The 24,410-nt window shown below is 71.2% G+C and carries 11 protein-coding genes; 7 read left to right on the top strand and 4 right to left on the bottom strand.

Annotated features, from left to right (window positions below; translation table 11 throughout):
* Window positions 1-2: 2 nt before the first annotated feature.
* The 3 genes from RIC11_RS08515 to RIC11_RS08505 all read left to right on the top strand — a co-directional run bounded on the left by RIC11_RS08515 (window position 3) and on the right by RIC11_RS08505 (window position 6,983).
* Window positions 3-3,455: a transglutaminase family protein gene (locus RIC11_RS08515; RefSeq protein WP_350210266.1), complete on the top strand. Its 3,453-nt coding sequence runs from the start codon at window positions 3-5 to the stop codon at window positions 3,453-3,455.
* On the top strand, window positions 3,455-6,031 hold the full coding sequence (locus RIC11_RS08510; RefSeq protein WP_350210264.1) for a circularly permuted type 2 ATP-grasp protein: 2,577 nt from the start codon (window positions 3,455-3,457) through the stop codon (window positions 6,029-6,031). The genes RIC11_RS08515 and RIC11_RS08510 overlap by 1 nt, the downstream gene beginning before the upstream one ends.
* A 67-nt stretch (window positions 6,032-6,098) precedes the next feature.
* Window positions 6,099-6,983, top strand: a complete 885-nt coding sequence (locus RIC11_RS08505; protein WP_350210262.1) for a transglutaminase family protein — start codon at window positions 6,099-6,101, stop codon at window positions 6,981-6,983.
* 408 nt (window positions 6,984-7,391) lie between these two features.
* Here the strand turns inward: RIC11_RS08505 and RIC11_RS08500 are convergent, their stop codons facing one another.
* The 4 genes from RIC11_RS08500 to RIC11_RS08485 all read right to left on the bottom strand — a co-directional run bounded on the left by RIC11_RS08500 (window position 7,392) and on the right by RIC11_RS08485 (window position 14,204).
* Window positions 7,392-8,828, bottom strand: coding sequence for a hypothetical protein (locus RIC11_RS08500; protein WP_350210260.1), 1,437 nt, complete (start codon window positions 8,826-8,828; stop codon window positions 7,392-7,394).
* Between the two features lie 308 nt (window positions 8,829-9,136).
* On the bottom strand, window positions 9,137-9,892 hold the full coding sequence (locus tag RIC11_RS08495; protein ID WP_350210258.1) for an SDR family NAD(P)-dependent oxidoreductase: 756 nt from the start codon (window positions 9,890-9,892) through the stop codon (window positions 9,137-9,139).
* A 202-nt stretch (window positions 9,893-10,094) separates the two neighbouring features.
* Window positions 10,095-11,537: a DUF1501 domain-containing protein gene (locus RIC11_RS08490; protein ID WP_350210256.1), complete on the bottom strand. Its 1,443-nt coding sequence runs from the start codon at window positions 11,535-11,537 to the stop codon at window positions 10,095-10,097.
* A 177-nt stretch (window positions 11,538-11,714) separates the two neighbouring features.
* Complete coding sequence (locus RIC11_RS08485) at window positions 11,715-14,204, bottom strand: DUF1549 domain-containing protein (protein ID WP_350210254.1); 2,490 nt, start codon at window positions 14,202-14,204, stop codon at window positions 11,715-11,717.
* 328 nt (window positions 14,205-14,532) lie between these two features.
* On the opposite strand from RIC11_RS08485, the gene RIC11_RS08480 reads away from it, so the two are divergent.
* Genes RIC11_RS08480 through RIC11_RS08465 form a run of 4 tightly spaced genes read left to right on the top strand, consistent with a single transcriptional unit; the run spans window position 14,533 to window position 24,408 of the window.
* Window positions 14,533-19,389 (top strand): beta strand repeat-containing protein, encoded by a 4,857-nt coding sequence (locus tag RIC11_RS08480; protein ID WP_350210252.1) that lies wholly within the window; start codon window positions 14,533-14,535, stop codon window positions 19,387-19,389.
* On the top strand, window positions 19,386-21,323 hold the full coding sequence (locus RIC11_RS08475) for a biotin/lipoyl-binding protein (RefSeq protein ID WP_350210250.1): 1,938 nt from the start codon (window positions 19,386-19,388) through the stop codon (window positions 21,321-21,323). The genes RIC11_RS08480 and RIC11_RS08475 overlap by 4 nt, the downstream gene beginning before the upstream one ends.
* Window positions 21,310-22,221: an efflux RND transporter periplasmic adaptor subunit gene (locus RIC11_RS08470; protein ID WP_350210248.1), complete on the top strand. Its 912-nt coding sequence runs from the start codon at window positions 21,310-21,312 to the stop codon at window positions 22,219-22,221. Before RIC11_RS08475 ends, RIC11_RS08470 begins: the two co-directional genes overlap by 14 nt.
* A 3-nt stretch (window positions 22,222-22,224) precedes the next feature.
* Window positions 22,225-24,408, top strand: a complete 2,184-nt coding sequence (locus tag RIC11_RS08465; RefSeq protein ID WP_350210246.1) for a site-2 protease family protein — start codon at window positions 22,225-22,227, stop codon at window positions 24,406-24,408.
* Window positions 24,409-24,410 lie beyond the last annotated feature (2 nt).

The following is a 24,410-nucleotide window of genomic DNA, read 5'->3' as shown; positions in this document are numbered from 1 at the left end:
AAATGAGTATCCGCGTCGCGCTGCACCACCGCACCACCTACCACTACGAGCGACCGATCTCGATCGGGCCCCAGGTGATCCGCCTCCGCCCGGCGCCGCATGCGCGCACGCCGATCGAGAGCTACTCGCTCCGCGTCACGCCCGAGGAGCACTTCTGCAACTGGCAGCAAGACCCGTTCGGCAACTACCTTGCGCGGTGCGTGTTCACCAAGGCGGCGCCGAAGCTCGAGATCGAGATCGACCTGGTCGCCGCCCTGTCGGCCATCAACCCGTTCGACTTCTTCCTCGAACCGACCGCCGAGAAGTACCCGTTCCGCTACGACGACGAGACCGCGGCGAACCTCAAGCCGTACTTCGCGCTCGAGCCGGCCGGCGCGTTGATGCACCGGTTGCTGGGCGCCGTCGACCGCTCGCCGCGCAAGACGATCGACTTCCTCGTCGACCTCAACCAGCAGCTCCAACGCGACATCGCCTACCTGGTCCGCATGGAGCCGGGGGTGCAGACGTGCGAAGAAACGCTCACCAAGCGGAGCGGCTCGTGCCGCGACTCCGCGTGGCTGTTCTGCCAGGTGCTGCGGCACATGGGCTTCGCCTCGCGGTTCGTGTCGGGCTACCTGATCCAGCTCGCGGCGGACCAGAAGTCGCTCGACGGGCCGTCCGGCCCCGAGAGTGATTTCACCGACCTGCACGCCTGGACCGAGGTGTTCCTGCCCGGCGCGGGTTGGGTTGGGCTCGACCCGACGTCGGGCCTCTTCGCTGGCGAGGGGCACATCCCGCTGGCCTGCACGCCGCAGCCGACCTCCGCCGCGCCGATCACCGGCGGCCACGAGCCGTGCGGCGTGGAGTTCGGCTTCGCGATGTCGGTCGAGCGCGTGCACGAGGACCCGCGTGTCACAAAGCCGTACACCGAGGAGCAATGGGCCCGCATCGAGGCCCTCGGCCACGAGGTGGACGAGCGCCTCGTCAGCGGCGACGTGCGCCTGACCATGGGCGGCGAGCCGACGTTCGTGTCGATCGACGACATGGACGGCGACGAGTGGCAGACCGCCGCGGTCGGCCCCACCAAGCGCCGCCTTGCCGACGACTTGCTGCTGCGGCTGAAGCGTCGCTTCGGCGCCGGCGGCCTGCTGCATTACGGGCAGGGCAAGTGGTACCCGGGCGAGCAGCTGCCGCGTTGGGCCCTGTCCTGCTACTGGCGCGCCGACGGCGAGCCCGTCTGGGAGAACGACCAGCTGTTCGCCCGCGACGGCGCCTCCTACGGGCACACCACCGACGACGCGCGACGCTTCGGCCGCGAGCTAGCCGAGCGCCTGGGAGTGAACGCCGAGCACGTGATCGACGGCTACGAGGACGCCATGTACTACGCTTGGCGCGAGCGACGGCTGCCGGCGAACGTCGACGTGCGCGACGCGAAGCTCGACGACGCCGAGGAACGCGCGCGGCTCGCGCGGGTGTTCGAGCAGGGCGTGACCAGCTCGGTCGGCGTGGTGTTGCCCCTGCAGTACCGCTGGTGGGAGGCCCAGCCCCGTTGGCAGAGCGGCCCCTGGGTCGTGCGCTCCGGCGAGATGTTCTTGATCCCCGGCGACTCGCCGATGGGTTACCGGCTGCCGCTGCAGTCGCTGCTCTACGACAGCCGACCGGAGCACGCCACCGCGTTCCTCGAAGCCGACCCGTTCGAGGCCGAGCGCGAGCTGCCGGCCCGCCAGCACCTCCGCCGCCAGCTGCGCGTGCCGTCGGCCGTCGGCCACGGCGCCGGCGGCCCGTACGGGCCGTTCGGCCCCGGCGAAGACGGCGACTACGGCGACCACCACGGCGACGACAACGGCTACGCCCGCGGATCGGGTCCGGCCGAGCGCGAGCAGAGCGAGCGCCGCCGCAACCGCTTGCCCGAGAGCCTCCGCCCCGACACGCCCAAGGCCGACGTCAATTACAACGACCCGCAGGACTTGATCCGCACCGCGCTGTGCGTGGAGCCGCGGGGCGGCACGCTGCACATCTTCATGCCGCCGACCGAGCGGCTCGACGTGTACCTCGACCTGGTCGCGGCGATCGAAGAGACCGCCGAAGACCTCCAGACGCCCATCGTGATCGAGGGGTACCTGCCCCCGCACGACAGCCGCCTGAAGCACATCAAGGTCACCCCCGACCCCGGCGTGATCGAGGTCAACGTGCACCCGGCGAACGCGTGGGACGAGCTGGTCGACATCACGACCGGCGTGTACGACGACGCGCGGCAGAGCCGCCTGGGCACCGAGAAGTTCGACCTGGACGGGTCGCACACGGGCACGGGCGGGGGCAACCACGTGGTGCTCGGGGGGCCGACCGCGTCGGACAGCCCCTGGCTGCGGCGGCCCGACTTGCTGCGGAGCTTCGTGGGCTACTGGAACAACCACCCCTCGTTGTCGTACCTGTTCAGCGGCAAGTTCGTCGGCCCCACGAGCCAGGCGCCGCGGGTCGAGGAAGCCCGCGCGGACTCCGTCTACGAGCTGAAGATCGCCTTCGAGCAGGTCGCGAAGAACGAGCCCTGCCCGCCGTGGATGGTGGACCGGATCTTCCGCCACCTGCTGGTCGACGGCACGGGCAACACCCACCGCGCCGAGTTCTGCATCGACAAACTGTTCTCGCCCGACACCGCGTCGGGGCGGCTGGGACTGCTGGAGTTCCGCGCGTTCGAGATGCCCCCCCACGCGCGGATGAGCCTCACGCAGCAGCTGCTGTTGCGTTCGCTGGTGGCTCGGTTCTGGGAGCGGCCGTACGAGAAGCCGCTGGTGTCGTGGGGGACGTCGTTGCACGACCGCTGGATGCTGCCGCACTTCATCTGGCAAGACTTCGAGGACGTGATCACCGAGACCCGCGAAGCCGGGTACCCGCTCGAAACGGAGTGGTTCGCGCCGCACCAAGAGTTCCGTTTCCCGTTCGTCGGTTCGTTCACCCAGCGCGGCGTGACGGTCGAGCTGCGGCGCGCGATCGAGCCGTGGTACGTGCTCGGCGAAGAGGGGGCGCCGGGCGGCACCGCCCGGTACGTCGACTCGTCGGTCGAGCGGCTGCAGGTGAAGGTCTCCGGCATGACCGACCCGCGGCACGCGCTGGCGTGCAACGGCCGCCGCGTGCCGCTCAAGCCGACCGGGACCGAGGGCGAGTTCATCGCCGGCGTGCGGTACCGCGCGTGGCAGCCGCCGAGCTGCCTGCACCCGACCATCCCCGTCGACGGCCCGCTGGTGTTCGACCTGGTCGACGAGTGGATGGAGCGGTCGGCCGGCGGCTGCCAGTACCACGTGGGCCACCCGGGCGGACTGAACCCGACGACCTTCCCGGTCAACGCGCTCGAAGCGGAAACCCGCCGCGCCACGCGGTTCCTCGCTATTGGCCACACGGGCGGGCCGGTTATGCTTCCACCGGCTGACGAGAGCCCCGAATTCCCGTACACGCTGGATCTCCGACGCGGCAGGCCTTGATGCAGAGCCAGACCCCGTCGGCCGGCGGCTCATCCCCAACCCAGGGCGCCGCTCCGGCCGCGGTCTTCGGCCAGTACGCGATCGCGCCGGGCGCCTACGACGAGCTGATCGCTCCCGGCGGCGCCGTTCGGCCCGTGTGGGCGCCCGTGCGGGAGTACCTCGACCGGCTGGGCAAGGCCGAGTTCGCCCGCCGCTGGGCCCAGTCGCAGCGGCTGATCTACGAGAACGGCGTCTCGTTCAGCGCGTACGGCGACCCCGAGAACCGCCCCCGCCCCTGGGCGCTCGACCCCGCGCCGATGCTGCTCCACGAGGCCGAGTGGGAGGGGGTGTCGACGGGCCTCAGGCAACGCGCGCGGCTGCTCGAGCTGCTGCTGCAAGACCTGTGCGGGCCACAGAACCTGGTCCGCAGCGGCGTGCTCCCGGCCGACCTCGTTCTGGGCCACCCGGGCTACCGCCTGCCGCTGCACTGGGAGCGGCGCGCGGGCCGCACGCTCCCCACGATGCTCACCTACTACGCGGCCGACCTGGGCCGCGCGCCGACCGGCCAGTGGTGGGTCCTCGCCGACCGCACCGAGGCGCCCTCCGGCGCGGGGTTCGCGCTCGAGAACCGGCTCGTCACGTCGCGGATGCTCCCCGAGCCGTTCCGCGACCGCCGCGTCCGCCGCCTCGCGCCCTTCTTCTTGCGGCTGCAGCAGACGCTGCGCGAGTTGGCGCCCTCGGGCCGCAGCAACCCGACCGTGGCGATCCTCAGCCAAGGGGCGGCCCACCCCAATTACTTCGAGGACGCCTACCTGGCCCGCTACCTCGGCTACCAGCTGGTCGAGGGGGGCGACCTCACGGTCCGCAACCGCCAGCTGTGGATGAAGACCCTCGAGGGGCTCGCGCCGATCGACGTCGTCGTCCGCCGGCCCAACGCGGAGCTCTGCGACCCGCTGGAGCTCGGCGGCGAGTCGCCCGCCGGGGTCGCCGGCTTGCTAGAAACCCAACGCAACGGCGCCGTGGCGATCGCCAACGCGTGCGGCAGCGGCCTGGTCGAGTCGCCCGCTTTCATGGCCTTCATGCCGCGGCTCTGTCAGGCGCTGCTGGGCGAGCCGCTGAAGCTGCCGGGCGTGGCGACGTGGTGGTGCGGCGAGGAGAAGTCGCTCGACTTCGTGCTCGCCAACGCCGAGCGGCTGATCTTCAAGAAGGCCTACCGCCGCCGCGGCGAGGAGTCGCTGCTGCTCACGCGGCTGAACCAGAAGCCGCGTGCCGAGCTCGAGCAACTCATCCGCAGCGACCCCAACGCGTACGTCGCGCAGGAGCGGGTGCTCCGCTCGACCGCGCCGGCCTGGCGCGACGGGCGGGTCGTGCCGGTGCGGGTCGCGTTGCGCGCGTTCGCAGTGGCCTCGGGCGGCGACTACGAGGTCATGCAGGGAGCGCTGGCCCGCACGAACTCGGGCGGGGAGCCGCTCGAGGCGTCGATCCTCTCGGGCGAGGGGAGCAAGGACGTGTGGATCGTGGGCGAGTCGCCCGTGGAGAAGGTCACGCTGCTGCCGAGCGAGCAAGAGCCGGCCGAGCTGGTGCGGATCGGCGGCGAGCTGCCCAGCCGCGTGGCGGAGCACAGCTACTGGCTCGGCCGCTACATGGAACGCGCCGACGCGTACGCGCGGCTCGCGCGGATCGTCGTGACGCGGCTCACCAGCGAGCGCGACGCGTCGGAGTACCCCGAGCTGCCCGCGCTGGTGCGGGGGCTGGCCGAGCAGGGCCAGATCGAGGCCGGCCACGCGCTGGAGTCGATGCGCGACCTGCTGCCGCGGGTCGAGGGCGCCCTGGCGAGCGAGGTGCTCGACCACACGCAGCCCGGGTCGCTCAGCGCGACCGTCGACCGGATGTTCGCGTCGGCCGCCCAGGTGCGCGACCGCCTGTCGCGCGACACGTGGCGCATCCTGCTGCGGATCAGCGACAAGTTCCGCAAGCAGCGGACCGCCGAGGCGGACCTCACCGACCTGCTCAACCTGACCGACGAGCTGGTCGTCGACCTGGCCGCGATCGGCGGCATGGTCATCGAGAGCATGACCCGCACTCAGTTCTACCGGTTCCTCGATATCGGCCGCCGGCTGGAACGCGGCATCCAGGCCGCCGAGCTGATCCAAACGTGCCTCGTCGAGAGCGGCCCCCCCTGCCCCGAGCTGCTCGAAGCGCTGGTCGACTCGGCCGACAGCCTGATGACCTACCGCGCGCGGTACCGGGCCCGACTGACGCTCGCGCCGGTGCTCGACCTGCTGGTGACCGACGAGTCGAACCCGCGGAGCCTCGCGTATCAACTGAACACGCTCGAGCGGCACGTGGGCAAGCTGCCCCGGTCGGGCGAGGGGGAGCCGAACGCCTCGAACGAGCAGCGGCTCGCGTTGTCGCTCGCGCACGCGGTGCGGATGGTCGACGTGTCGGACCTCGCCGAGTCGTACGAGCTGGGCCGCGTCGAGCCGCTCAAGCGGTTGCTCGCCGAGGTGATCCGCGACCTTCCCGCGTTGTCCAACGCGATCGGCCTGAAGTACCTCGCCCACGCGGCCCCGCCGCGGCAACTGGCGCCGACATGAAGCCCGGCTCTCGGCTCTCGGCCGCTCCCAAGCAGCCGCAGCCGACAGCCGACAGCCGACAGCCCCCATGCTCTACCGCATCCGCCACACGTCGAAGTACCAGTACTCTCAGCCGGTCGCGGTGTGCCACAACCTGGTGCGGCTAGCCCCGCGGGCGGACGAGCGGCAGCGGGTGGTTTCTTATCGGCTGATCGTGTCGCCCGAGCCGTCGGACCAGGCGTCGCGGGAGGATTTGTTTGGCAACCGGGTCGAGTACTTCTCGATCCACGACGCGCACCGGGGCCTGTCGCTGACGTCGATGTGCGAGGTCGAGGTCGCCGCGCCGCCGGCCGAGCCGGCCGACGACCCGACGCCCTGGGAACAGGTTCGCGACCGGCTCCGCCGCGACAGCGCGGCGTTGCTCGACGAGTACCGCTTCGTTTTCTCGTCGACGCACATCCCGATCGACCAGCGGCTGCGAGACTACGCCGCGCCGGCCTTCACGCCCGGCCGGCCCCTCGGCGAGGCGCTCGACGCGCTCACCGCGCAGATCTACAAGGACTTCGAGTACAAGTCGGGCGCGACCACCATCGCGACGACGGTACACGAGTCGCTCGAGTCGCGTGTCGGCGTGTGCCAGGACTTCGCCCACCTGGGGATCGCGTGCCTGCGGTCGCTGGGCCTCGCCGCGCGGTACGCGAGCGGCTACTTGCGCACGTACCCCGCGCCGGGCAAGGAGCGCCTGGTCGGCGCCGACGAGTCGCACGCGTGGCTGAGCGTGTGGAGTCCGACGGCCGGTTGGCTCGACGCGGACCCCACGAACAACTGCCGGCCGGGGATCGACCACGTGACGATCGCCATCGGCCGCGACTACGCGGACATCTGCCCCGTGCAGGGGGTGGTCGTGGGGGGCGGCACGCCCACGCTCAGCGTGTCGGTCGACGTGGCGCCGGCCGAACGCGGCCGGGGATAGCGGTTCGCCGCGGCTGCCGGCGAGCTCCACGCCGACGCAGCCCGCCTGGATCGCCCCTCGCCAGGGGATTATCTTGGCGAACGCGAAGCTGTTCGTTCAGGTCGTGGGCTGCGCAGTCGGTCTGATTGGCCTGGGCGGCTGGTTTGTCAGTTTGAGGGACAAACAGCCATGAAACACGAATCGCAGAACCAGACGCTGGAGGCAAAGCGGCGGGCGCACGCAGGCTGCAATCGGACGCCTCAGCCACCGCTTGCCTCAGCTTGGCGTACGTGACCCGAAGGACCACCCGCATCGGATTGCATTCGCCCGCGGCGGAAGTCGGTATCGACCATCAAACGGTCGTAAGTCGGGTCCGTCGTCGAGTTACGACAGACCGTCCTCTGAGCCATCCGGACACTGCCCACGTGCTCAAATAGCGCGTGCTCGGGCGGCCTCTGCGTGTCGGCCCGCGACGCGGCACGCGGCGAACGTGGCGGCGAGCCATGCCGCCATGAGGCTCGAGGGCTCGGGCACGGCGGCCGACGCGCCGGCGGTCGCGCCGAAGTTGCCGGCCCACGCGTCGTAGCCGGCCTGCGTGCTGTCGGGCGAGAGACCGTCGCGCCAGACCGTGTAGTCGGCCGCGTCGACGACGCCGTCGCCGTTATAGTCGCCGGTCAAGCCGGTCGAGACCATCAGCGAGAAGTCGTCGAAGTAGGCGTCGTCGAACGGGTCGCCGACCCGGTTGGACCGGAGCGACTCGGCGAGCACGCCGACCTTCACGTCGACCGTGCCGGCCGGCGCCACCGCCGAGAGGCCGCCCTCGCGCCACGTGCGGTCGTTGGACTGCACGGTGCGCAGGTCGAGCAGCGACGAGTTGAGCACCCCGCCCGACGCGTCGAGGAACTCGATGAAGAAGTAGGTCTCGGTGTCGGAGGGGATCGCCCCGAACGGGCTGTCGGCGTTGAGCGTTTCGACGCCGCCCGGGTAGTCGGTCTCCCAGAACGACCAGCCGCTGAACTCGTACTCCGCCCCCGGCGTGGCGGCGACGGTCTGCGCGAAGAGCGCGTCGAGCGGCTCAGCGTTCGCGCTCCGCGGCGCGATCCAGAAGCCGTTGGACCCCGTGCGGGCGGCGAAGCCCTCGTAGCGGGCCGTGGTCCCTTCGCCGACCTCGCGCACCCAGCCGGCCGGCTCGCTCGCGTCGATCTCGAAGTTGGCGTTTTCGAGCAGCTCGGTCGTCGGCGCGCTGCTTGTCGTCAGCGAGAAGGTGTCGAGGAAGGCCGACTGGGGATTGAACTCGGCCGGCTGCATGTCGAGGGCCGACGCCATCACCCGCGCGGTCGCCGTGCCGGCCGGGGCGGGGGCGGTGATCGTGTGCTGTGTCCAACCGAATCCGTTGAACTGCTCGGTCGATAGGTCGAGCAGATTCGGGGCGCCGATCACCGACCCGCCCGCGTCGAGGAACGCCAGTTCGAAAGTTGTGGTGGTCGGCGTGCCGAACGTGCCCCCCGAGTAGTTGGTCTCGAATTGCGAGTAGCCGGAGAACGTGTAGGTCTCGCCGGGCACGGCGGGAACGCTCTGCGAGAGCACGGCGTTGGTCAGCTCTTGCTCGTTGCCGATGAACGCCCCAACGAACGGCCGCAACCAGATTCCGAGGGTTCCCCCCTCCTCAAAATTTGCAAAGCCCGCCTGCCGCGCCGTGTCGACGACCGCGGTGATTGTCGGGTCGCTGGCGAACTCGTCGAGCGTCCACCCCGGAGGGGATGTCGCTACCTCGACGCCCGGGCTCTGCAGCAACTCTTGGGCGGTTGCGGCCGCGCACGGCGAGACCGCTGCGAGCAGCAAGGCGAGTCGTGTCTTCGGGAGCATGGGTGGCCTATCGGGGGATAAGGGGTCTCGGCCTCGGCCGAAAATTCACCGGCGCCAGAATGTTAAGATAAGGAGAAGGTCGGGCAGTCCCGTCTTCCCGCCGTTGGCGCCATCCTGTCTTAACTGTAAGCGTCGTGAGGTGTCAACAAATTCCGGCGCGTATCGCAGCACTGACACGGTAGCGACCTTCTGATCGCCGGGTAGTCAGGCAAATGATCGAATTTCGGCAAGACCGTCAGGGCGGGCGTGTCGGTGGACGATCGATGAGAGCTATCAGTCAAGGCCCCGCCGTGGCGGCAGGCTCTCGTTCACACGATCGTCCGCCCGCCGTTCACCTGCAGCGTCGCGCCGGTGACGAACTTCGCCTCTTCGCTCGCCAGGTAGGCCACGGCGGCGGCCACGTCGGCCGGCTCGCCGAATCGGCCCATCGGCGCCGTGGCCAGGTACGCCGCGCGGTCCTCTTCGGACGCGCCCTCGTGGCGTTCGACCGGGATCCAGCCGGGGGAGACCATGTTCACGGTGATCCCGTGCGGCGCGAGCTCGCGCGCGTTGGAGCGGGCGAGGCCGGTCTGCCCCCCCTTGGCGGCCACGTACGGGCAGAAGTTGGCCCACGCGCCGGAGAAGACCTCGCTGGTGATGTGGACGATCCGCCCCCACCGCTGCTCTTTCATGTGGGGTAGGCAGGCCTTGGTGAGCAGGAAGGGGCTCTTGAGGAAGAAGTCGACCATCCGCTGGAAGAACGCCCAGTCGTACTGGTCGATCGGCTTGAGGGGCTGCTCGCACGTGGCGTTGGGCACGAGGATGTCGACGGGGCCGATCTGGTCCGCGACCCGCGACATCAGCTCGTCGACGCCCGCCTCGTCGGTCACGTCGGCGCGGACGAGGCAGTGCTCGCCGCCGATGGCCTCGAGCTCGGCGAACGCGGCCTCGGCGACCTCCTGGTTGCCGTGGTAGTTCATCGCCACGCGCGCGCCGCGGCGCGCGAGCTCCAGCGCGATCTGCTTGCCGAGGCCGCGGGTAGAACCGGTGACGAGCGCTGTGCGGCCCTGTAGATCAATCGACATCGGGGTTTGCGTCCGGATTGAACAGCCCCGTCAGGGGCGAAAGCGCGTAGCCCGGGGGCGCGAGCCCCTGGAATTCAGGCGGGCGACAGCGCGATCGCCGGAAGCTGCTGTCGCCCCTCTGGGGCTCTCGAAGAAGCGGCGACACGTTACCAGGGGCTGGCGCCCCTGGCTACGCGCTGTCGCCCCTGACGGGGATACCCCGCTACGCGATCACCTCGCGGATCGGCTCGGCGCCCTCGACGCCGACGAGCTTCTGATCCAGGCCGTTGTAGAAGTAGCTGAGGTGGTTCGGGTCGAGGCCGAGTTGCGTGAGCACGGTGGCGTGCATCTCCTTGACGGTCAGCGGGTTGTCGACCGCAGCCGCGCCGAGTTCGTCGGTCGAGCCGACCGACACGCCGCCTTTGATTCCGCCGCCGGCCATCCACATCGTGAAGCCGTACGAGTTGTGGTCGCGGCCGGTCCCCTTCTCGTACTCGGCCGTCGGCTGGCGGCCGAACTCGCCGCCCCAGACGACTAGGGTCTCGTCGAGCAGCCCGCGCTGCTTCAGGTCGCTCAGCAGCGCGGCGATCGGCTGGTCGGTTTCGGCCGCGTGCAGGTTGTGGTTGTCCTCGAGGTCGCCGTGCGCGTCCCAGTTCGCGTCGTTGTGGGCGCCGCCCGAGTAGATCTGGATAAAACGCACGTCGCGCTCCACCAGCCGCCGCGCGAGCAGGCACTGCGTGCCGAAGTGGTGCGTGGGCTTCTTGCCGACGCCGTACGAGTCGAGCGTCGCCTGCGACTCGTCGGTGAGGTCGGTCGCCTCGGGGGCGGTGATCTGCATCTGGTAGGCGAGTTCGTAGCTGGCGATCCGCGCGGCGAGCGACGAGTCGGGCGTCACCCCATCGACCGTGCGCGCGTCGAGGTGCCGCTGGTTGATGCGCGCGAGCGTGTCGAGCGTGTCGCGTTGCTGCTCGCGGCTCACCCCTTCGGGCCGTGAGAGGTCGAGGATCGGCGCCCCCTCGTGGCGGAACACGGTCCCTTGGTGCTCGGCCGGCATGTAGCCGCTAGACCAGTTCTTCGCGCCGGAGATCGGCCCGCCGGACGGGTCGAGCATCACGACGAACGCGGGCAGGTTCTTGTTGGCCGTGCCGAGGCCGTAGTGGACCCACGATCCCATCGCGGGGCTGCCGGAGAGGAGCTTGCCGGAGTTCATCATCAGCATGGCCGAGCCGTGGATCGGGCTGTCGGCGGTCATGCTGTGCAGGAACGCGATGTCGTCCACGTGCTGGGCGACATTCGGGAACAGGTCGCTGACCCACTTGCCGCACTGGCCGTACTGCTTGAACTTCCAGCGCGGCTCAACGATGCGGCCCTCGTTCTTCTTGCCGCCGCGGCCGAAGGTCGTGACCTCGACCGTGCGGTTGTCCATGCCGACCATGCCCGGCTTGTAATCGAACGTGTCGATGTGGCTCGGGCCGCCGTACATGAACAGGAAGATCACGCTCTTCGCCTTCGGCGCGACTTTGGCGAGGCCATCGGCCGACGCGTGGGCGGCCTTCGGGAAAAAGCCATCGGCCCCGAGCATCCCCGCCAGCGCCGCGGCGCCGAAGCCGCCGCCGGTCTGCCAGAGGAATTCGCGTCGGGTTCGGCCGCAGAAGTTGCGTTGCATGGGACGCCGCTTGGTCGTTTGGGGCTGACCACGGATGAGGAGTTGTCAGTTGTGAGTGGTCAGTGGTCAGTTGTCAGTTGTCAGTAGCCGGTCGCAAGTTGTTAGCTACGGACTACGGACTACGGACTACTGGCTACTTTCAATCCGCCTCATCCGTGGTCGCTTCCTTAAGGACTGCTAATCAACAAACACAAACTCGTTCAAGCTCATCGCCATCAAACAGAATTGGTCGAACGCCGCTTCGGCGGACAGGTTGTGCTTGGCTTGGTAAGCGCCAATCAGTTGCAGGCTGTCGGACACGGTCGCCGAATCGGCCGGACGCTGCAGCACGAGCCCGAGGGCGTGTTCGACGCGGCCTTGCAGGTCGTCGGGGCCTTCGCGGCGCACGCGGTCGGCTAGCGCGGCGGATTGCTCTTGCAAGAACCCGCCGTGCATCAGGCTCAGCGCCTGGGCGGGCTGGACCGTGTTGAACCGGGCCTCGCAGCTTGTGTCGGTCTCGGGGAAGTCGAAGCTGGCGAGCTCGGGCGGGATCAGGCTGCGTTTGATGTGGATATAAACGCTGCGGCGTTTTGCGGCCTCGGCCGCTTCGGGCGTAGTGTCCCAGCCCTTGCCGGGCACGCTTTGGGTGTGGAGCACCTCGTCGGAGAGCTTCGGGTACACGCTCGGGCCGTAGAGCGAGCGGTCGAGCTGCCCGCTCACGGTAAGGACCGTGTCGCGGATCTGCTCGGCGGTCAGCCGCCGCAGGTCGTAGCGCCAGAAAAGGTCGTTCGCCGGGTCGACGCTCGCCGCTTGGCCGCTGGGGAGCGAGCTCATCCGGTACGTGCTGCTGGTCACGATCAGCCGGTGCAGCGGTTTCAACCGCCACTCGTGCTCGATTAGCCAACCCGCGAGCCAGTCCAGCAGCTCCGGGTGCGTCGGCGGCGTGCCGAGCTGGCCGAAGTTGTTCGCGCTACGCACGATGCCGCGGCCGAAGTGGTGCTGCCAAACGCGGTTGGCGATCACGCGGCTGGTGAGCCGGTTCTCCGGCGACGCGATCCACTCGGCCAGCACCCGCCGGCGGCCGGCGGAGCGGGCGCCGCGGCCGGGTTCGGGGATCTCGGGCGCGGGGTCGGCGAAGAGCTCGGGGAAGCGCGGCGTGACCTCCTCGCCCGGCACGTGCGGGTTGCCCCGCATCAGCACGCGGGTCGGCGCCGGTTTGGGGTCGCAAGTCGCGAGCGACAGCGCGGTCTCGGGCTGGCCGAGGGCCGCGAGCCGCGTGTCGGCGTCGGCAAGCTGGTCGGCCAGGTCGAGGTAGCGCGAGCGCTCGGCCTCGGTCTGGTGTTGCTCGAGCTTCTCGCGGAGCACGTTGCCGCGCTCGGCCGTTTCGGTGCGACGCTGGTCGGGCCCGTCCATCCGGGCGATGGCGGCTTGCTCCAGGCTCGTCCGCTCTTCGGCGATCGCGGCGCGCCGCTCGGCGAGCCGCTCGCGCTCGGCCTTTTTGTCCGGCGGCGACAGGTCCCACTGGCTGTTGGTCGCTTCGTCGCCGCGCGTGCCGTAGGGGGTCACGTCGGCCAGCAGCGCGACCATGCCGTAGTAGTCGGTCTGCGGGATCGGGTCGATCTTGTGGTCGTGACACCGCGCGCAGCCGACGGTCAGCCCGAGGAACGCCTGGCTGGTGGTGCTGACCAGGTCGTCCAGCTCGTCGTACTTCGCTTGCAGCGGATCGGCCGGCTCGTCGTCCCACACGCCCAGCCGGTAGTAACCGGTGGCGATGATTGACTCCTCGGTGACCTCGTCGAGCTCGTCGCCGGCGAGCTGCTCGCGGACGAATTGTTCGTACGGCTTGTCCTCGTTCAGGCTGCGGATCACGTAGTCGCGGTACTTCCAAGCGTTCGGCTTCGCCGCGTCGCGCTCGAAGCTGTTCGTCTCGGCGTAGCGGACCACGTCGAGCCAGTGCCGCGCCCAGTTCTCGCCGTAGTGCGGCGAGGCGAGCAGCTCGTCGACCAGGCGCTCGTACGCGTCCGGCCGGTCGTCGGCGACGAACGCCTCGACTTCGGCGGGCGTGGGCGGGAGGCCGATCAGGTCGTAAGAGAGCCGCCGGATCAGCGTCCGGCGGTCCGCCTGCGGCGACGGCTCGACGCCGGCCGCTTCGAGCCGCGCGAGGATGAACCGATCGATCGGGTTGCTGACCCAGCCCTCACCCTGCACAGCGGGAGGGGCGACCCGCTGTCGCGGCTCGAACGCCCAGTGCTTCTCGAACTCGGCGCCCGACGCGATCCACCGCCGCAGCACGTCGACCTCGTCGGCCGACAGCGGCTCGCCCTCGGGCGGCATGCGCTGCCAGTCCTCTTCGGAAGCGACACGCCGGAGCAGCTCGCTGTTGTGCGGGTCACCGGGCATGATCGCGCGGAGGCCCGAATCGGTCTCGGCCAGCGCCAGGTCGGCCTCGTGCAGGGCGAGGCCGCTCTCGGCCAGGTCCGGGCCGTGGCAGGCGAAGCAGCGCCGCGTGAGCAGCGGGGCGACTTCTGACGCGTAATCGACCGGAGGGTCGACCAGGGGAGCGGCGACCGGAGCAACCTCGATCGTCGCTCCGGCTTGTGCGGATCGGACCGGGTCGGCCGCCGGCGCCGGTTGGGGCGTCGACAGCAGCATCGCCGCGGCAACCGCGTTGGTGAGCTTCCAGCGCATCGAGAGAGAAGGCCTCAGAAGAGCGGTCGGGCGGACGCCCGTAGTTTAACGAGTCGAACGCCTGATCCGCGACTCTTGGCGGACCACCGAGCCGTTTCGGCTCCGAAAAGGCGCGGATTTCGGCCGCGACCGCTGGGATGGCCCTGGGTCTTGCTGCGTATTCCGCCCAGGCCGTCGCACGGCGCCCCGGGGGCGGTCGGGCGGTTTCCCCTGATAGCAAGCCATTTTGCGCTTGAAAACCGGTTTGTGAGTAAGCTGGTGCGTGTCACTGGGGCCCGGAATACCCCGCTCTTGCGTCCCGCCCACGCCGCCCGACGGCGCCGCCCCGATGCGATCTGTCACCGACTTCTGGCGTGCCGCCCGCCGAGCGTTAGCAAGGCAAGCGCCTGCGCGGCGGCATCGTCCGCTGAGTCGCCCGCTGCGGGTCTACCGCCTGGAGCGGCGCCGCATGCTCAGCGCGAGCTTCTCGCTGACCGGGGCGTCGCTGGTAATCGATGGCCTCGGCGACGGCGGCTCCGACAGCTTGAGCGTGTCGGAATCCGGCGGCTTCTACCGCTTCGACCTCGGGGGCGATTCGTGGAACGTCGGCGGGTCGCTCGCGCCGGGCGTGTCGGTCGACGGCGGTGTGCTCTCGATCGACAAGCCCCTGCTCGACGCGGCGCCGGACGGCTTGTCGATCGTCGGCATCGGCGAGAGCTCCCTCGACGTGACGCTCGGAGAGGTCGATTTCTCAGGGATGGCCGGCCCGGTCCAGATCATCGGCGCCACGAGCATCAACCAGCCGACCGGCGCCACCGTGGCCGCGCCGAGCTTCCGAGCGTTCTCGTTCACCGCGCCGGCCTTGGGCGCGACGGTGGGCGACTTGACCGTCGTGGGGAGCCTGCAGGTGATCGCGCGGGGGCCGATCTCCGACACGCCCGGCGCGCAGATCACGATCACGGGCAACGCAACCTTCCTCTCGCTGCGCGACCTGCCGGACGCGGACTTCGACTCGAGCGGCGTGGTCGACCAGGCGGACTACGACCTGTGGGCCGCCGGCCGCGGCGTCCAGTCCGGCGCCGACCGCGCCGACGGCGACGCCAACGGCGATGGCCGAGTCGACGCGGCCGACTACACGCTGTGGCGCGACTCGCTGGGCGAGCGCGCCATCGACGGCGGCATCACGCTCGCCGACAACCCCGGCGACGTGCTCAGCGTCGGCGGCCGCGCGCGCTTCGAGGCCCGCGCGGAGCTGGACCCGAGCGCCTCGCCGCTGCGGTACGACGTCGCCGTGGGAGGCCCGTCGGGGGGCGTCGTCGAGTTGGGCAGCCTCAGCTTCCAGGCGCGCGACGTGGCGGTGCACGAGACCGCCGGCGACGGCCTGCGGCTCGAAGGGGAGAACACCTCCCGCGCGCTGTGGCTCGTGAGCGACGGCGGCATCACCGACGCGCCAGGCACAAGCGTCGAGCACACGGGCGGTGCGTCGCTCGAATCGGAAGGCTCGATCGTGCTGGCCGACACGCCCAGCGACGTGTTCGCTTGGACCGGCTCATTCCGGGCGGCGCCGACCGGGGTGGGCACGTCGTTCGCCGCGTCGGCGGTTCAGGTCGGCGTCGGGGGGACGTTCTCGTCCACCACGCTGACCTTCAACGCCGAAGGGACTGTCGAGGTCGTCGAGCGAGCGCGGCCCGGCTCGCCGGCCGGCGCCCTCGGCTCGATGACGCTCGCCGGCGCTAGCACGGCTGGCGAACTCGAGCTGACGAGCGGATCGATCACCGACGTCGCCGGCGCACAGGTCGTGGTTGCTGGTCCCGCGATGTTCACTGCCGATAGCAATGTCTTGCTCGCCGATGCACCGGGCGAATCGCTCATCGTTGCGCGGAACGCCGACCCGGCCGTCGCCACGTTCCGCGCAGGCCAGGTCGACTTGGGCAGAGGGGGGTTGTTCGCCGCCGACGCGCTGAATTTCACCGCGGACCTGGTGACCGTCAACGAGGGCGTTAGCGGAGCCGACGCGCGGCCCGGGACGCGGCTCGTCGGTATTAACTCGGCCGGTTCGCTGACCGTCGCGACGGCCGGCCCCCTGACCGACACCGGCACGACGCAAGTCTCTGTAAACGGCGCCGCGGCGTTTAGCGCGGAGGGGGCAATCAGCCTCGCGGGGGGCGCTTCACCGGCCAACTCGCTAACGGTGGGCTCCAACGTCTCGTTCGTTTCCGGTGGCTCTAATCCGTCGATCCGCGTCGGCGTCGACGCTGCGGGCGAGAATGCCGGGGCGACGACTAGCTTCGGCTCGCTGCGATTCAACGCGCCGGACGGCTCGGTCGCCATCGCCGAAGACGACGCCACGCTGCTGAGCGCCGCGAGTTCCGCCGCCGGGCTGACGCTCCGCAGCGCCGGCGCGATCGACGACGCGACAGGCTCGAGCATAACGGTCTCCGGCGGGGCCTCGCTCTTCGCGGGCGGGGCGATCGCACTGGCCGACACGCAGGGCGACCTGCTGACGGTGGGCGGACGGGTTCGGCTGGACGGATCGAGCATCGCCGTGGGCGGCGAGGGCGTGTTCTCGGCCGGCGCGCTCTGGTTCCAGTCGCCCAACTCCGTGAGCGTGCGGGAGAGTTCGCCGGCACGCGACCCGCTGCCGGGGACCGAGTTGGTCGCCAGCAGCACCGCGGGCGACTTGGTCCTCATCAGCGCCGGACCGATCACCGACAGCCCCGACGCGAGCCTCGTCGTCACGGGCGACGCGACGCTATCGGCCGTCGGCTCGATCACACTGGCCGACGACGATGCGTTCGGCACAGACAACCTGCTGGCCGTCGCGGGCCGGGCGGCGTTCTCCGTGACCGGCTCGGCGCCGACGATCGACATCGGCGTCACGCCCGTCGGCCTCCCCGCCCGGGCGGTCGCGCAGTTCGGGTCGCTGAGCTTCGACGCGGCCGGCGGCAGCGTGCGGATCGCGGAGGACACCGGCTTGGAGTTCGGCGGCGCCGCCCCCGGCACGCTGCTCGAAGGCCAGAGCGCCGCCGCCACGCTCGAGCTCACCACCGACGGCGACCTCACCGACGCGCCCGACGCCCTCACCGCGGTGACCACCTCGGCGGTGCTCGCCGCGGCCGGCTCGGACATCCTCCTCGGCGACGCCGGCGCGGTGTTCGACCTAGGCGACCCGGCGCCGCTGGACTCCACGCGGTTCCTCGCGCTGGTCGCTATGAACGTGTCGATCGTGGCTGCGGGGGCAGTCAACCTGCGAACCGGAGCGACCGACCCGGCCCTCACCGGCGTTCTTTACCTACGCGCGAGCGGAACGGTGTCACAGGTCCCCGGCGCGGACGGCCAGCTCACCCCGCTCGCCGCCGAGCGCATAGCGATCCAAAGCGACGCCGGCGCGGTGCTGCTCCGGCGGGTCTCTCTAGCGGCGGACGAGGGACCGAACCTCGCGCTGCACGCGGGCGGCGGGTTCGACATCGCCGGCTTGCCCGCCGAAGGACCGGGCGCCTTTCCGCTAGAGCTGATCCCCGGCGATGCGACGACCCCGTTCTCGCCGATCGCCGTCGAGCCGCGCGGAACCTCCACGCCGCGGCCCGACGGGAGCGGCCTCGAAGACTTGAGCGGCGCCGTCGTGCAGCGCGGCGCCGCGATCGGCGACTTATATGGCGTGGTCGCGGTAGTCGAAGGCGACGCCACCGTCGGCTTGGTCCAAGACTCGACCGCCACGCAGCCCGACCTGCTCGGCCTTGAGGTCGGCGCGGCCAACGCCTTCCTGCAGACGCTCGCGGCGCCCGATTCGCCCGAGCCGGGCGACCTGCTCTTCACCGCCGGCGGCCCGGGGCCGGCCGCCCCCGACGGCGTGGTCGTGCGGACCGCCGGCGGCGTGTTCACCGCGCTGGCCGCGGGCGAACTCACGATCGACACCGCCGCGCCCGACACGATGGACCCCGGCGCCCTTTTGACGACACGGCTGGTGAGCGCGACGGGCGTGGTGACGAGCGTCGATCCGTTCGTGACCGTCAACGGGATCACGGGCCAGGCGTTCGTCGACAGCGGCCCGCGTTTCGTGCTCGACCCGCCCGACGACGGCGCCGACGCGGCCACCACGGGCTTGGTCCTCGCCGGAACCAACTTCGAACAACGCGTCACGGCCGGCATTGGCTCGCGGGGCGAAGACAACCTGATCGTCGTGCTCGACTGGGCCGACGTGGCCAACCCGCTGCAGCCGGGTGTGCCCGCTTCGCGGGTGGCTTTCACCACCGCGCTGCCCGGCTCGGTGGCGCTGCCCGGCGTGACGCTCGCGCCGGAGTCGCTCGACGCGGCTGCGCCCTCACCGGGGCTGACCCAGCAGAGCTCGCCGGAGATCGACTTCCGCGTCGCGACGATCCGCTACAACTACGCGGACGTTTTCATCCCGGCCAACCCGCTGCAAGACTCGCTCCCCACCGCGATCACGGTCTTCAACGACCCGGCGATCAACCTCTACGACAACGTGACCGCGCCGACCGACGGCCAGCCCCCGGCGTTCCGCAACCTGAACCTGTCGGTCAACGCGGTCGAGCCGGACATCCGCGCGGTCGAGGGCTACACGCTGCCGATCCCCCGCGACGAGCCAACGGCCCGCCGCCTGCCGCAGCCCACGCCGATCCCAACCGCCGAGACCCCCAGCGTGGAGCGGCGGGTCGAGTTCGGCGAGCGGTCGGTGAACATCGCCACGGTCGAGGTGATCCTCTACGGCAGGGTCGACCCAAACGATCCCGATCAGTGGGCGACCGACGTGCCCGGCGAGGTGTGGCCGCAGCAGTGGGAGGGGCCCGTCGACGCCGACGCGAGCGACCAGGACTTCATCCGCGAGATCCGCGAGCTGATCGACAACGGCCCTTACTCGGAGGGGCGCTACCGGATCGTGATCGAGACGCCGCGCGGCGTGCAGCCGCTGGAGGAATGGGTTAAGGGGGACCTCGACCCCGAGGACCAGCAAACCGCTCCCGAGACCCAGCCCGAAGAAACGCCCCGACAACCTCAGGACCAAGCCCCGGCCGCACCCGCCCCGGCTGAAGGAGACCAGGGCGCGGCCGACGGCAAGACGGGCGGCGCGGTGGCGGCCGCCTCGCTTTGGCTGGCCGCGAGCCGCGGTCCGGCCGGGCGGCTCAAATCGCGGTGGCGGCGATACGCCGAAGCGACCGGCGCCAACGACTCGGAGGGCGCGCGGTGAATTCTCCCCGTTTCGAAGCCCCGCCGCAGTGGTCGCTCTCCTCCACCGAACGCGCCGAGGCGCGCCTGGAGGACCTCGACCGCGCGTCCCGGCGGTCCGATCCACCGGCGGTGTTCTACGCCGAGTTGCTGGAAACACTCGCCGACGCGCTCGGCGCTACGGCCGTCGAACAGTGGGCCGTTGCTCCCAACGGCTTCGACCCCGCCGGGCGGGTAGCCCCCCTACGCCAAGCGACTGTCGGACCGCCGCCGACGGAAGCGGTCGACGCCCTCCGGCGCGACGGCGCCGCCGCCTGGACGGCGGCCGACGGGCCGCGGGTCGCCGCGGCGATTCCCGGCGTGCGCGGCCCCAGCGGGGCGCTCGCGGCCGCGTTGCCCGAGCGGGCCACCGACGCCGCAAGGGAGGCCGCCGTGGACCTGCTCCGTGCGGTCGCCGAAGTCGCCGAACGTTACGAGCTCCGGCGCTTGGCAGTGGATTCTGCCGAGTCGTCGCAGCGGCATCGAGAGACCTCCCGCCTCGTCGCCCGCTTGCTGCAGACAAGCACAGCCGACGACGTCGCCCGCGCCGCGGCCGACGCGCTCGGCGCGGCGGCCGGCGAGCGGCGACGGGTCGCGGTGCTGCTGCGGCGCCGCGGCGGATGGCGCGTGGCGGCGCTGAGCGGATCGCGGGGCTTCTCGCCCCGGGCCGACGCGGTCCGACGAATCGAGCGGATGGCCGACACGACGCTCGCTGCGGGGGAGGCCCTGTGGCGCGCCGCCGACGGCGCAACAACAATCGGCCCGCCCGAAGACCCCGCCGCAGCAACGCCCGCCCCTCCCGTGCTGCAGGCGAGCGACCTCTACGCGGACCAGACCGACACGGCGGCCTGGTGGATCGCCCCGTTCACGGCCCCCGATGAGCCGAACGCGGCGAACCTGGCGCTCCTCGTCGAGGCGTTCGAGGGCGGCCTCGAACCGGAGCTCCCTCGCCGACTCGCCCCGCTCGGTAGGCTGGCCGCGGCCGCGGCAGCCCGCGAGCCGGCGGGCCCGGTCGACACGCTCGTCCGCAGACTGAGGTCGCACGCAACGGCAATGCTGGCCGCGGCGGCGGCGATCTTGGCGGCCGCCTTGGTGCTCTTCGGCTCCCACGGCAGCCTGGAAGTCACGGTCGACGGGCAGCTCGTGCCAGCCAACTCGGCGCGGGTGTTCGCCCCGCGGGACGCGATCGTGTCCGAGGTCCTCGTCGACCACGGCGACAAGGTCTCACCCGGCCAGCCGCTGGTGCGGCTCCGCTCGGAGGAGCTGGAGGTCAAGAGAGAAGAACTCGCCGAGGCCATCGCGCTCACGAAGCAAGAGCTCGCGGCGCTGCAAACCGAGAAGCTGAGCACCCGCGCGAACACGGCCGAGTCGGCCTCCGAAACGGCCGCGCTCGCGGCCCGGCAGGTCGCGCTCGCCGAGCAGCTCACGCACCAGCAACGCCGCGCCGAATTGCTCGACGAGCAGGCGCGGCGGCTGGAGGTCGTCAGCCCGCTCGCGGGCACGGTCACGAGCTGGCGGCCGCACGATTATCTCGACGGCCGCGCGGTCGGGCGGGGCGAGCGTCTGCTCGAGATCGCCGCCACCGAAGGGCCGAAACGGCTCGAGCTGCTGGCGCCAGACGAGCTGACGGGCCGCGTGCTGCAAGCGCACCAGGAAGGGCCGTTGAAGATCCGGTATGTGTTGCAGGCCGCTCCCGGTCGAGAACACGCCGCCGTGGTCCAGAGGATCGCCGCTTCGACCACGCTCAACGCGAAGGGGCGTCCGGTTGTGCGGATCGAAGCGGCTCCGCAGGGCGACGCGCCGCCAGATGCTCGCGGCCAGTCGCGGGTGACGGCTAAGATCGACTGCGGTCGCCATCGCCTCGCCATGGTCTGGTTTTATGAAGCTTGGGACGCTGCCCGTCGTGCGTGGTTCTGATTCCGTCGGCGGCCGCCTAGCCATCGGCCTTGTCGCTTGCCTGGCCGCGAGCCTCGCCTGCGCCGAAGAGCCGATCGTCGTCGAGCCCGCGTTGTTGACGCTGGCCGAGTCGGTCGACGCGCCGGCGCCCGAGTCGGGGCTGCTGGTAGCGTTCTCGGCGACGGAAGGCCAAGCGGTCACCGAGGGGGAGGTCCTCGGCCGCGTCGACGCTCGCGCCGAGCAGCTCGCGGCGGCCGTAGCGCGAGAAGACCTGCGTGTCGCCCGCCGCGAAGCAGGGACCGATGTGCGGGTGCGACTGGCGGAGAAAGAGCACCGGGTGGCCGAAGCCGAGCTGGCCCGCGCCGAGAGTGTGAACGCCGCCCTGCCAAACACCGTTTCCGCCAAGGAGGTCGACCGGCTGCGGCTCGCGTTGGAGAAGACCGAGCTGGCAATCGAGAGCGCGCGGCTGGATCGCGAGCTGGCCGAGCTCCGGCTCGGGCGGCTGGCGGCCGAGCTGCGTCTGGCGGAGCACCGCGCCGAACGGTTGCAGATCGCCGCGCCGACGGGCGGCGTGGTCGTTGAGCGGTACAAGCACGCGGGCGAGTGGGTCGACCGCGGCGAGCGGGTCGCGCGGATAGTCCGTGTGGACCGGCTCTGGGCGGAGGGCTACGTCGAGGTCGCCGCTGCGCTGTCGGGCCTGGTTGGCAGGCCGGTGACCGTGGAGGTCCGCCTGCCCGACGGACAAGGGATCTCCGCCAGCGGCGAGGTCGTGTTCGTCAGCCCCGAGGTCGAACCCGCAAACTCGCAGTCGCGCGTCGTGGCCCAGATCGACAACACCGAGCTCCTGCTGCGGCCGGGCCTCCGCGCCGTGCTCACGATCCACCCCCCCGGAGAACGGGCCACCGCGGCTGCCCCCTGAAAGATGTCGCACCCGCGTGGCAACTCGAGCGACGGCGCGGTGCAGGCGCGGCCGGACCTGGTGGTGACGGCTTGCGCCGGCGGCGGCGCCACGATCAAGGACCCGGTGTCGCTAGAGTACTTCCGACTCGGTCCGCGCGAGCTGTGGGTGCTCAGGTCGCTCGCCGCGCCGACGCCGGTCGCCGAGCTGCGGCGCCGGTTCAACGAGCGGTGGTCGGACGAGCCGATCTCCGCCGGCGAAGCGCTGGCGGTTTGCGCCACGCTCAGCGAGTGCGGCCTGCTCGTGCAGGGCTCGGAGGCGAGAGCCGAGGCGCGGCCGTCGCGACGGAGAGGGAGAGTCAGCCCCTTCGTTATCCAGCTGCCGGGCTTCGACCCGACTCCGCTGCTCGACCGGCTCGGCGGCATGGGGCGGGCCCTGTTTAGTTGGCCTGCGCTCTGGTGTGTGGTTGCGGTCGGGCTGCTGGTGGCGGCGCGTCTGGCCGGTCGGGTCGACACGGCCGCAGCGGAGTTGCGCGGCGCCCTCGAGAGCGGCGACTCCCGCTTGGCTTGGGCTTTCGTGGCGGCGCTGGTGCTCACCAAGGTGTGGCACGAGTTGGGTCACGCCTTGGCGTGCCGCCGCATGGGGTGCGAGTGCCACGACGCGGGCATGGTGCTGCTGGCCCTCACGCCGTGCGCGTACTGCGACGTGTCGGACGCGTGGATGCTCGCCAGCCGCCGTCGGCGGGCGGTGGTCGCGCTGGGCGGCGTGTATTTCGAGGCGCTCGTCGCGATCGCCGCGGCGGCCGTGTGGCTGGTCTTGCAGCCGGGGCTATCGCGGACGCTCGCGCTGATGACCGCGGTGCTCGCCTCGGTGTCGACGCTGGCAGTCAATCTCAACCCGCTGGTTCGCTTCGACGGGTACTACCTGCTGGCCGACCTGTGGGGCGTGCCGAACCTGCACGAGCAGAGCCGCCGCGCGTTGTGGGGCGGCCTCCGGCGGTGGGTCAGCGGCGCGACGCCGATCGAAGAGCCGCTCGACGCGCCGCGCGGTTGGCTCGCCGCCTACGCGGCCCTGTCGACGGCCTACCTGGCGTTCGTGATCGCTTTGCTGCTGTGGGCCGCGCGGCAGTTGGCGGCGTCGGTCGGGCTGAAGGCCCTCGGTGACACGGTCGTTGTCGTGCTGGTCGCGTGGCTGGTGATCGGCCTGGCCGCCGCGGCATGGCGGCCCGTCGGGGCGGCGCCGCCCGGCCGCCGGCTGGGCGCCGGCTTGCGGTTGGCGAGCCTTGTTGTTCTTGGCGGGGGCGCCGCCGCGGTGCTGCTGGGGCTGCGACTCGAGCAGACCTTGCTGTCGCCGTGCCGCCTGCAACCGGCGAGAGCGGCTGTGCTGGCCGCGCCCTTCGCCGGCGACCTGACGTCGTTGGTCGAGTACGGCCAACGTGTCGAGGCCGGCGCGGCGGTAGCGCGGGTGTGGGACGCGGATCGCGAGGCCCACCGCATGGAACTCCGCGAACAGCTGGCCGCCACCGAGGCCCGCGTGGCGGCGCTCGAGCGGCTGTCGGTCAGCGACCACTCGCTCGCTGTCCAGAGCGCACGCGAGACGACCCGCTTGGCCGAGCTGCGGCGTCAATCGGCGACGCTCGACCGGCTCGCCGGAGCGGGCACGCTCCGCGCGCCGCTGGCCGGCCGCGTGCTGCCCCCGCCGGCGGAGTCGGCCGGGCCTGCTGGCCCGCTGTCGGCGGGGCCCCTGCCCCGCTGGACCGGCGCGCCGCTGGATGCGGAGAACGTCGGCTGTGTGGTCGAGGCCGGCGAAGAGCTAGGGGCCGTGGCCTCCGACGAGCTGCGTGCGGTCGTGCTGCTCGACCAACAGGACAGCGGCCTCGTCGGGGTGGGCGACCCGGTTCGGGTGGCCCTCGACCGCGACCCGGGAACGGTGCTCGCCGGGCGTGTCGAAGCGGTCGCCCTAGCGGCCAGCGAGCACGCGGCCGCGCGCCCCGACGCGTCGAGCGACGTGGCCCTCGAATCGGCCCTCCGCGACCCGCTGCGCGAGGGGGCGACCTACCGCGTTTGGGTCCGGCTGGAAGAAAGCACCCCCGCGTGCCAGAGCGGCGCGCTGGGTCAGGCGCGGATCGTCACGGGCGACGAATCGATCCTCGGATGGCTCGGCAGGCGGGCGCGGCGGCTGCTGTGGCCGGGCGCAGCTGCCGGGTGATT

The sequence above is a fragment of the Botrimarina sp. genome, from assembly GCF_040219535.1.
Taxonomy (GTDB): domain Bacteria; phylum Planctomycetota; class Planctomycetia; order Pirellulales; family Lacipirellulaceae; genus Botrimarina.
Note: the sequence above shows the minus strand (reverse complement) of the source record. Positions and strands in the feature narration are given on the sequence as shown.